Origin of the sequence: Synechococcus sp. MIT S1220, assembly GCF_047303025.1 — a bacterium.
In the GTDB taxonomy this organism is placed as follows: domain Bacteria; phylum Cyanobacteriota; class Cyanobacteriia; order PCC-6307; family Cyanobiaceae; genus Parasynechococcus.
In genome coordinates this window covers 1,430,612-1,443,582 of the sequence record NZ_CP138939.1, presented here as the reverse complement: position 1 = coordinate 1,443,582, position 12,971 = coordinate 1,430,612, and the positions used below count along the sequence as shown (strand labels likewise).

Annotated in this window: 15 protein-coding genes; 8 read left to right on the top strand and 7 right to left on the bottom strand. The window is 44.9% G+C overall.

The window, feature by feature from the left end; genetic code table 11:
- Positions 1-422: 422 nt before the first annotated feature.
- Positions 423-734, bottom strand: coding sequence for a hypothetical protein (locus SIB64_RS07105; RefSeq protein WP_413442548.1), 312 nt, complete (start codon positions 732-734; stop codon positions 423-425).
- A 624-nt stretch (positions 735-1,358) separates the two neighbouring features.
- Here SIB64_RS07105 and SIB64_RS07100 point away from each other — a divergent pair.
- The 6 genes from SIB64_RS07100 (at position 1,359) to SIB64_RS07075 (ending at position 3,438) form a co-directional block, all read left to right on the top strand.
- The gene (locus tag SIB64_RS07100; protein ID WP_413442547.1) at positions 1,359-1,679 is read left to right on the top strand and encodes a hypothetical protein; all 321 of its coding nucleotides are present in this window, start codon (positions 1,359-1,361) and stop codon (positions 1,677-1,679) included.
- A gap of 30 nt (positions 1,680-1,709) precedes the next feature.
- Complete coding sequence (locus tag SIB64_RS07095) at positions 1,710-2,033, top strand: hypothetical protein (protein ID WP_413442546.1); 324 nt, start codon at positions 1,710-1,712, stop codon at positions 2,031-2,033.
- 30 nt (positions 2,034-2,063) lie between these two features.
- Entirely contained in the window at positions 2,064-2,390 is a 327-nt protein-coding gene (locus SIB64_RS07090; protein WP_413442544.1) for a hypothetical protein, read from the top strand.
- Positions 2,391-2,747 (top strand): hypothetical protein, encoded by a 357-nt coding sequence (locus SIB64_RS07085; protein WP_413442543.1) that lies wholly within the window; start codon positions 2,391-2,393, stop codon positions 2,745-2,747.
- Between the two features lie 342 nt (positions 2,748-3,089).
- Entirely contained in the window at positions 3,090-3,278 is a 189-nt protein-coding gene (locus SIB64_RS07080) for a CP12 domain-containing protein (RefSeq protein ID WP_413442542.1), read from the top strand.
- A complete protein-coding gene (locus SIB64_RS07075; RefSeq protein ID WP_413442541.1) occupies positions 3,271-3,438 on the top strand; it encodes a hypothetical protein in 168 nt (55 codons plus the stop codon). The genes SIB64_RS07080 and SIB64_RS07075 overlap by 8 nt, the downstream gene beginning before the upstream one ends.
- A gap of 478 nt (positions 3,439-3,916) precedes the next feature.
- On the opposite strand, the gene SIB64_RS07070 is transcribed toward SIB64_RS07075, so the two are convergent.
- From SIB64_RS07070 to SIB64_RS07055, 4 genes are all read right to left on the bottom strand, one after another.
- Positions 3,917-4,438, bottom strand: coding sequence for a hypothetical protein (locus tag SIB64_RS07070; protein WP_413442540.1), 522 nt, complete (start codon positions 4,436-4,438; stop codon positions 3,917-3,919).
- Positions 4,439-4,732: 294 nt separating this feature from the next.
- Positions 4,733-5,815 (bottom strand): tyrosine-type recombinase/integrase, encoded by a 1,083-nt coding sequence (locus tag SIB64_RS07065; protein WP_413442539.1) that lies wholly within the window; start codon positions 5,813-5,815, stop codon positions 4,733-4,735.
- A 157-nt stretch (positions 5,816-5,972) separates the two neighbouring features.
- Positions 5,973-6,551, bottom strand: a complete 579-nt coding sequence (locus SIB64_RS07060) for a MarC family protein (protein ID WP_413442538.1) — start codon at positions 6,549-6,551, stop codon at positions 5,973-5,975.
- A 13-nt stretch (positions 6,552-6,564) separates the two neighbouring features.
- On the bottom strand, positions 6,565-7,239 hold the full coding sequence (locus tag SIB64_RS07055; protein WP_413442537.1) for a DUF4079 domain-containing protein: 675 nt from the start codon (positions 7,237-7,239) through the stop codon (positions 6,565-6,567).
- On the opposite strand from SIB64_RS07055, the gene SIB64_RS07050 reads away from it, so the two are divergent.
- The gene (locus tag SIB64_RS07050) at positions 7,238-7,759 is read left to right on the top strand and encodes a hypothetical protein (RefSeq protein ID WP_413442536.1); all 522 of its coding nucleotides are present in this window, start codon (positions 7,238-7,240) and stop codon (positions 7,757-7,759) included. The genes SIB64_RS07055 and SIB64_RS07050 overlap by 2 nt on opposite strands.
- A 537-nt stretch (positions 7,760-8,296) precedes the next feature.
- Here SIB64_RS07050 and SIB64_RS07045 read toward each other — a convergent pair.
- Together SIB64_RS07045 and SIB64_RS07040 are read right to left on the bottom strand one after the other, a co-directional pair.
- Entirely contained in the window at positions 8,297-8,566 is a 270-nt protein-coding gene (locus SIB64_RS07045; protein ID WP_413442535.1) for a hypothetical protein, read from the bottom strand.
- Positions 8,567-8,934: 368 nt separating this feature from the next.
- The gene (locus SIB64_RS07040; RefSeq protein ID WP_413442534.1) at positions 8,935-9,156 is read right to left on the bottom strand and encodes a hypothetical protein; all 222 of its coding nucleotides are present in this window, start codon (positions 9,154-9,156) and stop codon (positions 8,935-8,937) included.
- 965 nt (positions 9,157-10,121) lie between these two features.
- On the opposite strand from SIB64_RS07040, the gene SIB64_RS07035 reads away from it, so the two are divergent.
- Entirely contained in the window at positions 10,122-12,944 is a 2,823-nt protein-coding gene (locus tag SIB64_RS07035; protein ID WP_413442533.1) for a M10 family metallopeptidase C-terminal domain-containing protein, read from the top strand.
- Positions 12,945-12,971 lie beyond the last annotated feature (27 nt).

The window sequence follows — 12,971 nt, the reverse complement described above, 5'->3', positions numbered from 1 at the left end:
AAACCATTACACACGCAATGCTGTCACTACATTATCTGTGATTACCGGTCAGCTTGGTAGCTCCGCAGCGATAGCTGCTCCGCTCCTTCAGCGTCAGGCTAGCCACCATTTGCCACTGTGGCCGACAGGTCGCCCTGGTGCACCACTGTGTGCCTCTGTATGGCACGGTAACCAACTGGATGTGATACTCAGACATCAACCCTTCGCTTGCTACAGGCGCACGCAGGCACCCCTTCTGGCTGTTATTTATTTGCACAGGATAGGCAGCATTAAATAATAATTACACCAGCAATCGCGGCTTTTGTGTGACAATTAGACCCCCCCCACCAGGGGGGAACAGCGTCCCTGCATCTACGATAATAGGGCTGGCGAATTTATCCCAAAATCCTACCGCTACTGTGAACATAATTTTTTAGTTTTTCTCACATACCACATAGTTTTTCTATGGTGCCTTCCAAAATAGTCCCAGGGGACGCTGGCAACCAACGATCCTTGCTCCCATCATCATTGATATATCTCATTTTAGATTGCTGACAATCCCCTTCCACCTTAAACTTTCCATAAGGACCAGTTTGCCAATATGTGACATAGGGATAATTCTTTGAGATGGGTTTAAAAAAATAACATTCACCTTTTTGATTACATCCTGCTTTGCACCAACCATTTCTACATTGCGCCAAAGCAACAGAAGCAGAAGACAGAACCAGGAGTGAAGCAAAGAGGAGAGGCTTCATGGCTAATAGCAGTATGACCGACTTTAGCCAAGGTAATCAGGATTAACCTTCTTTGGCTTATACCAACCCCTTCTGACACCTTCCTCTACCCACCCCGTCCATAAAAAAGAAGGGGCGTATAGGGGTCTATCGCGTCACAGTGCATACGATAATAGGATTAACAAAATTATGTCATTTTTTATGAGGTCATTACTTGGAGCGATCGCCGCAATCTCAGTTATTAGCAGTCCTGCCTTAGCTCGCTTTGATACACCGGCATTCGTTAAATGCTCATTCAATGGCGTGATGGAAAGATGCAAGGTTGGCTTTGATACGGATGGAAGCTTTTACGTAGAATGGCTCAGGGATGGGCATTGGACTGTCTATTTTTTTTCTTATTCCAAGAGTTCAGTTGTTGTCATGAGCAAGACAGACGACAACTGCGTAAAGGGCAGTTTTTCGTTGATAAACGATGTGTTTACTGTAAATACTAAAAATGGAGTAACAAAGTTATACCTGCCAACCTGGAAAGCACGTCAAGTCTACGGACATGAAAGACCGGTATATTGCGGATAAATAATTGTCAAACACACCTCAGCCCTAAATGATGTCTTCATGCATCATCAATTCTTTCAGGCTAGTCCTATGAAACTCCTTCCAATCATTGGCGCACTGCTCCTTTCAGCAGCACCAGTTCAGGCTTTTGAAACATTTGAGGAGTTGGATAAAACTTGCCAAGCTACAGAAGAACTCACTAATTTGTGCCAACAAGTTAGTATTTATGGCGCTGCGGTCATGGCGGCGACTTTGCTTTGTGACTTAGAAGTGAAGGGTATACTTACAAAAGAGAATTTAGTTTTGACTTGGGATAAATGGAATAAGGTAAATGGGAGCCCAATGAGGAATGCAGGAACAATAAGAACACTAGAGGAGTTCCCAAGATGTTCACTTAAACCTATACCCTAGTTGTCATCACAGTTCTTTCAGGCTAGTCCTATGAAACTCATTTCACTCATTGGTTCACTGCTCATCTCAGCAGTTCCAGTTCAGGCTTTTGAAACAATTGAGGAGTTAAAGGAAGCTTGTGATGCTTCAGAAGAAAACGGTAATTTGTGCACAGGTGTTGCTGAACTCGGTGTAGGAATGAGTATGGTGACTGTGCTTTGTCACTTAGAAGAAAAGGGCAGGATTACAACAGAGAATTTAGATTTGACTTGGGATGATTGGTATGAGCATTCAAATCCGAGCCCAATGTCGAATGAAGCAGTTGAGTGGACATTAAAAAAATACCCAGAATGTTCAATTAAACCTATACCCTAGTTGTCATCACAGTTCTTTCAGGCTAGTCCTATGAAACTCATTCCACTCATCGGCTCACTCCTCATCTCAGCTGCTCCAGTTCAGGGTTTTGAAACATTTGAGGAGCTAAATAAAGCTTGTGAAGCTTCAGAAGAAATAAATAATATTTGCGCAAAAGCCTCTAGATTTGCTTCTACTGCATCATGGGTGACTTTGCTTTGTGAATTAGAAGCAGAAGGCAGCCTTACAAAAGAGGATTTGTTTTTGAATTGGGATAAATTTATTGAGAAGAATGATTATTGGTCGCCACTGTCGGAAGATGCAGTAGAGATGGCATTAAAAAGCTTCCCAGACTGTTCAATTAAACCTATACGTTAGTTGTCATCACAGTTCTTTCAGGCTAGTCCTATCAAACTCATTCCACTCATCGGCTCACTCCTCATCTCAGCAGCACCAGTTCAGGCTATTGAAACATTTGAGGAGTTGGATAAAACTTGCCAAGCTACAGAAGAACTGACTAATTTGTGCGAAGGAGTTAGTAGTTATGGTGCTGCGGTAATGGCGGCGAGTTTGCTTTGTTTCTTAGAAGTGGAGGGTATGCTTACAAAAGAGAATTTAGTTTTGACTTGGGATAAATGGAATAAGGTAATGAATGGGGATAGTGGGAGCCCAATGTGGAATGCAGGAGCAGAAAAAACGCTAGAGAACTTCCCAGAATGTTCACTTAAACCTTAGTTGTAGGTTCCAATATAAGAGGATTTATAGGTGGTAAAAAAGGTTATTTATTGCTTATCACCCAATCAGCCATAGCAGTCCCTTACGCAGCTTCTAGGGTCGAAAAAGTGCCATCCTTGGCTATGTTTCTATCCTTTGAAACACGTAAGAGATACTCAGGTGTTGTTAGTCATGGGTGAAACCTTTGGATACATCTAATATCGCTGATGCTTCCAAGAGAGTCATCATCCCAAAGAGTGTACGGGAGAGAGTGTTCTAATCCTTAATAGTAAAAAGAGATACCATATTATTGTTGCCTGTGATTGGAAGCGGAACTACCATTACAGAAGAGTATTCAAACCTATGCCTGAAACCAAAGATCCTAACGACAAGCGATCCCAGTATGACTTTGGAATGCACTGCAAAGAAGGTCCAGTCTCCAATGATCCTGAAGATGTCAAGGCATGGGAGGCGCGTCATCGTGACAAACTTCTGGATGATTATTGCGACACTCATCCTGGTTCAGTAGAATGTAAGGTATTTGATGATTGATGAAAGGACATTAAAAACCCCAGTCATTGCTGGGGTTGAGGAGTTGGGTTGTGAAAGTCAAATCAGATCACTTGTCGATATTACAGATGAGATTCATCATTCTATCCATTTCGGAGTGGGAGTAACCATCAACATAGATGTAGCGCTTGATAGCCAATGACACCATATGTAGAGATTGAGACAAGAATGATACGTAGATAAGACTGCTTGTTGAGAATCAATCAAGACACCTGTTCTCAATAAGAAACTACATACGCAACGTCAGTTTAAGCCCGAATAGTCATAACGAAACTCATTCCCAAACTTTTCTCTTACCTCTGTTGCTTGATTGATAAGCTTCTTTGCTTCTTTTCTACTGGTTGTTTCCCTAGCCTGTTTCATTAGCGTGATGTATTTCGTTGTTAGTCTGCGACGCTGAGGTAGTGACGCCTCCATTTCTCATCAAGGCAGCCAGGCTAGGGCTCGTGTTCGTAAGGTTCACATCCAGTCTCCAGCCAATGCTGAATGCCAGAAGTTAAGAGCAAACGCCCGTGATCTGACAGGTTTGGGTTGAGGACTTTGGTTTGTGGTGCAGAAGTCATTCGTTGATATGAATGAAGTACACCTGCGTTTAAACCCGCTGATAAGCGGGTAGTTGATTAGATCTTTTTGGGCTTGATCAATCCTTCAATGGGTATGTCAATTACTTTGCATTTACCCTTTGCAAAACTTGATTCCATATACCACCAGTCTGGTGTCTTCGTCCCATCCTTATATTGAGTAACAGACCATAAGTACTCGTGTGTTATCTCGAGTGTCTCACGATTGAGCACAACGAAGTTCTTCTCAGGTAGATCCTTGTTCTTCACAGGTAGATCCTCGCCTGGTTCATCAAACTTGAAAGGCCATTCAATGAAGTCAGGTTCAAAAAAGCTATAAGGCAGTGTGTGAAAGCTTTCGATATCGTCATTCAGCCAACGCATTACCTGCTGAGTTTCAAAGTTCAGTAGTAAATTGAACTCCTCTTCGATTTGATTTGTTCCTCCTTTCTCTTCACCTGTAATCGTTGAGTAAGACGTAGTAGAGCCCTCAGTCGCACATTTCAAAGCGACAATGCGGGTTTCTGCCTGAGCGCAAGTTCCGATCTGCAGGAGGGTCAGGATGATGAGAATTTTTCGCATTGTGCTTCATTTCATTGTTGATCACTTTAGGGCATTAATGCTGAACCCAGCTGTAGGCGGGTAGTTGTTTAGATCTTTTTGGGCTTGATCATTCCTTTGGGTATGTCAATTATTTTGCACTGCTCATAGTTTTTGATTTGTTTTCTTAAAGTGTCGGTCGTTACTTTGAAGTAACTTGCAATGATGGAATAGCTAATACCTGAATCATGCATTGAAATGCACAGCGCTAGTTCATTTTTTTAAGACGCATAGTGTTCACAATAAATGTACTTCAAGAGAGTTATTTATTCATACTCAAAAACGCACCAAATGATTCAGTGCTTTCAACTTAGCTTCAAGACTTACACTTCCATAGACACCAGTCGAGTTTTGAGGTGTATGCCCCAGGATGCTACCAATTACGCGCTCATTTACCTCAGCATCACGTAAGACAGTAGCTACATTATCTCTACAGGCTTTAGGACTAATGCCTAACTTCCACTGCCAAGACAACTTATGACCCCATCTTTGTTTGCTGCTATCAAACATCTCTATGAATAGATGACCTTTCTTTTCAGGTAGGTCAGCAAGTTTCTCTACCAAGGTTTTAACAATGGGCAATTCTCGTTGCCTGTAATTGTTCTTGATTGGCCGTAGTGTATTAGGTCTGATGTAGATAACACCATTCTTCAGGTCAATGTCTTCACGCATTAACCCTGCAGCTTCAGATACATGAGTACCTGTGTATCGCATAATCCAATACAAGACCTGTTCATCAGGTGACAGTTTCAGTACCTCAATATCAACAGCATCTAAGGAAGTTGCTTTCTTTTGTTTTGGTTGACTCTTTATGTACTTGAGTTCAATACAGTCAAACGGGTTAGATTCAATCCATCCTTCTTCACGTGCTACCTCAATCATCGCACGCATTGTATTAATCCTTGTTTTAGTTGTTGAGCCAGAAACAGTATCAAGTAAATGATCACGATATTTTCTTGTATGTTCTTCTGTTAATTCAGTTACGTCATTCACCTTGATTACCTTGGTGAAGGTAGAAACTGTAGTATTCCAGTTGTTGATTGTAGATGGCGCTGGTTGTTTAAGACGAACAGCAAGTTTAATCAACTCATTGAATGTCTTACTACCTTCACCAGACTGCACTTGTATCAGCCTGTGAGCGTCCTCTGCTGAATGCCTAGGCCATATGTCCTTAGGCATCAGTTGCTGCTCTTGTAGGTCCTCTTGCAGTCCTCTGATGACGTTGTTATCAAGTGACTGAATTAGTTCAGGTGTTATCTCTCCTCGATGTTCAGCGATGATTTCATCTGTTCTAGCTAGTGACACAACAGTTGTACGCCTTGCTTCTGCAAGCGTGTCGCCTGCCTTCCATCTCCACATCTGCTTGCCAATGGATTTGGCTAGGTCACGTGGAACTCTTCTCTGGAAGTACCAGCCTGAACGACCAGGGACTCTGACTAGGTAAGGCGTGGTTGTACTCACGTTGGTAGTCACACATTAGCACTGCCCTTACAGGATGCATTGGTATGACTGGCTTTTAAATGATTTCTATGGCGATTGCGGTGAGGAGCAAACCCATCACCTTGGTCAACACCTGCAGCGCTGATGTGCTGATACGTCTAGCCAATCGGTCGCCCGCCGCAAAGATCAGATACACCGCCAACGAAAGCCCCAGCACCACCGCGCTAATTCCAAGGCGACCCATCAGGGTGGACATTTCTGGATCCGCGATCACCACCGTGGGGGTGCCCGGCCCCGCCAGCAAAGGGATGCCAAGTGGAACCACACCCTTGACAGCAGAATCCTGATCGCGGCTGACGGACTCGGGGGCATGGTGCTCCGGCGGGCTCTGGGAACGCAGCATGGAAAGACCAATCGACACCACGATCACCCCTCCTGCGATCCGAAACGCACCGCGGCTGATGCCGAAGAATTCGAGCAAGCCATTGCCGATCCAGGTGGAGAGCAGCAGAGCCACACAAAAGATGAGGGCAGCGCTGCGGGCGATCGCAAGATCCTGGCGGCGATTGCCGTTGGTGAACGAAAGAACGATCGGCAGGTTGCCAATCGGATTCGAGATTGTGAACACCCTGACGGCTGCGTGCAAAAGGGACATCGGTGCCAAGGATTCACGGCTGCTTCAGAGCCAGCTCGGGACACTGCTGCAGGTTGAAGTCGCAGGCTGCGATCGCCGGTTTCTGCCAGCTCAGCGGAATTTCGAGCAGATCCCTGCTACCGGTGATTCCCTGCGCAAGAAAAAGAAACGCTGCCAGCACGGAGGCGGTGATGTGCAAGCGACGCCAGCGCAGATCCCGAAGAATCTCCTGCCGCGCCGCGAGTGACAGGAGCATCAACAGCGTGACTGCCACCCCTCCCCAGTAATGGTCCTGCCGCCAGACCTCCTGCTGAGCACCGAGGCCGAGCACCCCTCCTCCGGTGATCCCAGCAAAAGCCAAACGCAGGCGCTGATCCCTGCAACGCCAAAGCGCGACGAGGCTCACAACAGTTCCGAGCAACACCAGGGAGAGCAGAGCCGCCCGAGCAACACCACCCTCGAACTGACCGATGGAGGCCTTGGTGGCAATGACCACGCTGAGCGCTAGCAGCACGATCAACACAACACCACCCGCCAACCAGCGAGCGAGTTCGCTGTGGTCGCGGCCCACCACAGGCGGGTGCTTCACCTTGAAAACCCGACGCTGACGGGTCTGCCAGGCCAGGCGGACCACCATGCCGAGCAGGGGATAGATCAGCACGACAGCCAGAGCCGGATGCAAGATCCAGAACCAATCCAGACTGGTCATGGACTCTGCGTTGACGACCAGGCTCAGCCTGGCGCGCCCTGCGATGACTGATCGACTCCAGCGGAATCTCACAAGATTCCTCGTCTTCACCCTTCTCGTCCAACCAGGGCATGCACTGGCGCAACGCGCCGAACCGCCTCTTCCTGATCCCTCAGGCAACTTCAACAGCAGTCAAACAAGGGGTAACCGTGGGCTGTACGAAGTTCGCCACTGGCTAGTGGTGGATCCAGACAGGAACGGAACCAACTGCCGAAATCCCCGCAATGGGATGGGATCCATCTCCAAGCTGTATTACGGCGATCTTCTGGAAACTGACACGCCAGCTCAGGGAGGTCTGAATCAAGCAGTGGAACGCCATGACGGCAGACCATGGCTGCGCATCCGGCTCCCGAACTGGCGGATTGCATCCACAACAGAGCGAGGGGCTGGGTTCACCACCTGCGTGGTCCGTGCCAATTCGCGATTCATTGCTCCTGTCAATGGCTCAGACCTTCTTGAAATGACCTACAACAGCCGGTGATCATGACCCGACCATTGAAATTCACGGACGACTGGGATCATTCATTGATCGACACAAAACGATAATTAAAAGGAAGTAGCAGAGGAAAAGTCCAGCTCAACTCAAGTTCAAGCAATTGCGCTTCTAGCGTAATTATTTTAACCGGTCCTCCAAAATTAAGCGATGAAAAACAAAATATCCTAAACCTCAAAACCAGCAACATTCCACCAACCCAGAAGAGAAAGCAACGGGACGCGAATATTCACTAGACCAAACATTGGCTAAAAAAGAAATCAAGAGGTTTAGCGCCATTTGTCGCTACTTTTTTTGACAAAAGAAGCTTAGAGATCAACCGGTCTAAAATTCACAAAATCAAATTCAAAAGCTGATTCGCTACAAAATCGATGACATCGGTGGAACAATTTTTAAAATCGCTCAATGCAATGCTTCGATTGAGAAAGAGGAATCAGTGACTGGCTGATTCCTCCATTCACCCAATGTGTACCCAGACATCACGCTGGATAATCAGATGGACAATGCAAAAACCATCTGACATCGTCATTGTGCATCATTCCAACCAACAACACATCCCCCAAATGGGGGATAAGGGAAAAGACCCTCGAAAACAAGAAGCGGATGACACATCAACAAAGAATCGATTACAAAAAGAAATCGTTTCCGAGGCAACGACGCTTCCCAGTCTTTAACATCCGCAGAGCTGTATTTTGTTCGGAAAATTGAAATAGCTTGTTGCGCGCCAAGGCCATCCTCAGACATCACATCTTGCCAAATTCCTTTCAAAGATTGGCTGAATACCGTATTGCTCATCAAACCATCACAATGCGGACTTCAGAAAGCATTAAGTCCAAATCTGATCGCCATGCAAGTGCAGATCTCCTGATTCTGATCGCAAACAACCTCAGCCTGAGAATCATAGTCAACAGCGAAACTTGGCGAGACTACCAGCAGCAGAGACGCGATAAAAATAAGAATTTTCACTAATAAATCTCAACGGCAATAACAATACTGACGAAAATTGCACCAACCATTCATATCGCTCTGACATAAGAATGACAAGCATCATTATCTTTAAAAAATGCGGATACCATCAACGTACGGCTCTTGTAAAAACAAGCTATTTTTGAATCCTTAATAGATTCGTTCAACCTCTCCACCCTTCCAATCTCTAGGGAGTCTTAAAAAAGATGCTCAACAACACCCAACGTTCTGCTCACTGATGATGGCCAATAGCGAACCAAAGACTCCTCAACAGCCCTTGGCAGATTCATCAAAATGGCGTGCTGCAAATCAAGCAGGATTGATTCTGTTACATCTGAAACGGTCAACCAAAATGTGGTAGCCGCAGGGAAAACTTCAATAGGGCATGAAAGGGCACGAATAACATCAATCTGTCCCATCAAATCAAGGAAATCACGGCACAGCTGCGCCAGGCTGGGGCCTCACCCTTCACCGGCGGTCTGCCCTGCCTAAAAAGGCAAAGCCAATGACGTTGAACCAACGCATGAGCCGCGATCAAGCCACTCAGATCAGGTTGGAAAGTCCTGCGCTGGCCAACAAGATCTACTTCAATTAGGACGCACTACAAAGCAATATTGCTCAAAGCAGTTGCAGCACAATGGACCTTAAGAAAGCCCTCTGAGAGCTTTAGTCACGCCTTTAGTCACAGAATTTGGTCGCCATAATCGACCGAGTGAGCTCTGACTCTGGACCATGGCACCCACGAAGCAAGAGGTCCTCGCTGCATCCGCTGGCTGTGACCTTGAACGTGGTTCCTGGCCCCAGGCGCTGGGTTGGCAGTAAAGTAAGTACGCATAGCGGACTAAGCCACTACCAAGTCCCTCGACTTTTCGAAGCAAGGGGTGCATGGGGGAGAACAGCGTCCTGGTGTGTACGTAAATAGGGTTCAGAGATTTTTGCTGAAAACCTTGCACGACCACCATTGAGCAGAACCTGCTTGGAGAACTTGTCTCTGCACTACGCGCCAATGACCCTGACCTGTTCAAGCGGTGGCTGTCAGGAGGGGTTCAAGACTTAGGGGAGTCAGTGGTGGAGGAGCTGCTGCTTGATTGGCTTGACCCGTTTTTGACGTTGGAAGAACAAGACAGGCTGCTGGGATGACACCTCTTGGAAGTCTTATGATCAATATTCTAAAATATGCTTAAAACTTTGCTTCCACTCAAGATCTGAATTAAATGACGCCATAGATATCTTAAGAAGCATTCCTTCACTATTTATCTGATCGTAGAAAGTCCTGCTTGCACCTTCCAAACAACCACCTCTCAACGGTTTTATAATTATTTTACAATCCTGCATCTTTAAGTCAGATATAGGGCTATAAATTGAACATAATAACATAGTTATCATGGTTGCCCTTAGCGTTGAAATTTGCGGCCCTGAAGGTCAGCTGCCATTAAGAGACCATAAGGTTATCAAGATGAGGGATTTACGTGAGTGGTTGACTAAAACATGGTATGACCATATGGGCGACTATGCTGACTGCGAGGACTGGGATACCGATCTTCTTGAAGGAATCTCTGGCCCAGTGAGGTGGAAATTAACACCGAAAACCATCAGGTATAGGATTAGAAGATTTGACAATCCAGATGCTCACGATCTAATCGATGAGGCTCTCAAGACTTGGCATGTAATAACAGGGATTAAGTTTAAAAAGGTTCGTGATGATGAGCAAATTACATTCGTCGACGAGGGCAACAAACTGAGTCGAGAAGGGCTTCTTTGGGGTGTTTTTGTAAGCGACGATACTGCTTTGTCTTACGTCGATGAGGATTGGCTTTCAAATCTAGGAGGGAGTTATAAATACATAAGAGATGTCCATGTTTTTATTGGAAGGGATAGAATTGCAGAACATGGAACTGCCTACAGATCTGTCAATTTTCAAACCATACTTCATGAAATAGGTCATGCACTTGGGTTAGGGCATCCTGGCCCTTATAACAGTTCAGACGGTGGATTTTGGAATAGAGCTATTTATTTGAATGATAATAAAGCATTGTCATTGATGTCTTACTGGCATCAGAACGAAATGCGTGCGGATCCGAATGTAGATATCCCTAATCTTGAATTTGATTCGGGATATAAAATACTTATGACGCCAAACATTGTAGATTTAATGGCGTTCAATAGTCTTTACTGGAATAGATATCCTGGCACCCACAAGGCATTCACAGGAAATACGAAGTATGGGAAAGACACCAATATCTCTGCTAGAAAGTCCTTGGTTTACAATAAAATGTATGATTGGTTGCCTGATGGTCGACACCAATATACAATTTTTGATGCTGCCGGGATGAGAGATGAACTTAACTTCCCATCAAGAGTCGATAGTTCTGGAAACCCAATTGCAAATGACCAAATAATTGACTTGCGATCTGCAAAGCTTAAGCATCGACATCCATATTATTCGAGTGTTCTTGGGGGGAAGAACAATTTGATTATTGGGGAAAAAGTTACGATTGAGGTTGCAAATTCTGGGGAAGGGAATGATGAAATCATAGGAAATTATGCTTCAAATACTTTGCGAGGTTCAGGGGGTAACGACACGATTATGGGGCTTGGCGGCCCTGATTTCATTCATGCTGGTGATGGAGTTGATTCACTTCTCGGAGGAAAGGACAATGATGTTTATAAAGTAACTCATAGGGACGATACAATTGTTGAAAAGCCTAGACAGGGACTTGACCGAGTAATAAGCCTTACACCAAACTATACTCTTAGCGATAATGTAGAAGAACTATCATTTCTTGATCCAAATTATCTTGGCAATATTCTGTTTACTGGTAGCAGCACTAGCAACACGATATTTGGAGCAAGTGGGGACGATCAGCTCAGGGGTAGGGCAGGAATAGATTTTCTCTCAGGCCATCATGGTGATGATTTGCTTGATGGTGGATTAGGCTCAGATAGATTATACGGTGGCTCCGGTGATGACAAGTATCTTTTCTCTCCAGGAGATACTTTAGTTGAGAAACCCAATGAAGGTACTGATACAGTAATAGTCATTGATCAGAGTTATAGGCTCCGACACAATTTCGAAAAAATCAGTTATGCCCAGATCGAATCTGAGGGCTTGACTCTTTCTGGAAATAATGAGGCCAATTCAATCACCTATGACGATACATTGATTATTGAAAAGGATCTTCCGGGGCATGTTGTTGGATCTTCTCTTGTCGGTAAGGCTGGTGATGATGAATTGATTGGAAGCCCTCTGAATGACACTTTGGATGGTGGATCAGGTGCTGATGTAATGCAGGGAGGGCAAGGGGACGACACTTACTACTACAGCTCAACCGAGGATCAAATTGAGGAGGAAAGTGATAGCGGAACAGATACTATTTTGGCTTCTGTTGATTTAAATATGCTCTACACGCCTAATATTGAAAACGCACAGTTTGTGAGCGACATTCCAAGAAATATCATTGGAAATGCAAATGATAATATCCTTTCTGGGAATCTTGAGCACAATGTTTTGCTTGGTGGGGATGGCAATGATTCATTGACTGGTGGATTTGGTAATGACAGTCTCGATGGTGGTAGCGGTGCTGACACCCTATTTGGTGGATCAGGTCAAGATCAATACACTATTAGAGGGATAAATGATGTCATCCAAGACTCTGAAATGAATACAGATGTAGACCATATTAAATCCTACGTTTCGTTTAGTTTGGTAGCTAATCGTTATGGCCAAGTTCGTGATATTGAAAATCTAAGTCTTCTGGGCAATCAGGCTGCGTATGCTTACGGAAACTCCTTGGATAACAGGATCACTGGTAATAATGTAGATAACACTCTTATAGGATTTGGTGGTATGGATATTATTAAAGGTGGATTGGGTGCAGATCGAATTACGGGTGGTGATGATTCTGATACATTCATGTACTCGTCTATCTCCGAATCACCCTCTAGAGAAAATGATGTAATCACTGATTTTGACCGTTCCCAATTTGATGTAATCGATCTGACTGACATTGATGCCAATGTCAATATTGCAGGTGATCAAGCCTTCGAGCTTTCCTTATCATCTGAACTCATTCCAAAAGCTGGTACAGCTATTTTCAATAGCTCCACAAAGATGCTGAACTTGTATGTTGATAGTACCGTGCTTCCTTCAATGTCTATTGAAATCCCATCTGTAGATTTCCTGCGATCATCAGACCTGTATCTGTGAATATTCTATTCAGATGTGTGTTAGACC

Coding starts and splice junctions, on each gene's coding strand:
- SIB64_RS07105 (WP_413442548.1), bottom strand. CDS start 734: ATGAAGCCTCTCCTCTTTGCTTCACTCCTGGTTCTGTCTTCTGCTTCT.
- SIB64_RS07100 (WP_413442547.1), top strand. CDS start 1,359: ATGAAACTCCTTCCAATCATTGGCGCACTGCTCCTTTCAGCAGCACCA.
- SIB64_RS07095 (WP_413442546.1), top strand. CDS start 1,710: ATGAAACTCATTTCACTCATTGGTTCACTGCTCATCTCAGCAGTTCCA.
- SIB64_RS07090 (WP_413442544.1), top strand. CDS start 2,064: ATGAAACTCATTCCACTCATCGGCTCACTCCTCATCTCAGCTGCTCCA.
- SIB64_RS07080 (WP_413442542.1), top strand. CDS start 3,090: ATGCCTGAAACCAAAGATCCTAACGACAAGCGATCCCAGTATGACTTT.
- SIB64_RS07075 (WP_413442541.1), top strand. CDS start 3,271: ATGATTGATGAAAGGACATTAAAAACCCCAGTCATTGCTGGGGTTGAG.
- SIB64_RS07070 (WP_413442540.1), bottom strand. CDS start 4,438: ATGCGAAAAATTCTCATCATCCTGACCCTCCTGCAGATCGGAACTTGC.
- SIB64_RS07065 (WP_413442539.1), bottom strand. CDS start 5,815: ATGTGGAGATGGAAGGCAGGCGACACGCTTGCAGAAGCAAGGCGTACA.
- SIB64_RS07060 (WP_413442538.1), bottom strand. CDS start 6,551: ATGTCCCTTTTGCACGCAGCCGTCAGGGTGTTCACAATCTCGAATCCG.
- SIB64_RS07050 (WP_413442536.1), top strand. CDS start 7,238: ATGGACTCTGCGTTGACGACCAGGCTCAGCCTGGCGCGCCCTGCGATG.
- SIB64_RS07055 (WP_413442537.1), bottom strand. CDS start 7,239: ATGACCAGTCTGGATTGGTTCTGGATCTTGCATCCGGCTCTGGCTGTC.
- SIB64_RS07045 (WP_413442535.1), bottom strand. CDS start 8,566: ATGAGCAATACGGTATTCAGCCAATCTTTGAAAGGAATTTGGCAAGAT.
- SIB64_RS07040 (WP_413442534.1), bottom strand. CDS start 9,156: ATGGGACAGATTGATGTTATTCGTGCCCTTTCATGCCCTATTGAAGTT.
- SIB64_RS07035 (WP_413442533.1), top strand. CDS start 10,122: ATGGTTGCCCTTAGCGTTGAAATTTGCGGCCCTGAAGGTCAGCTGCCA.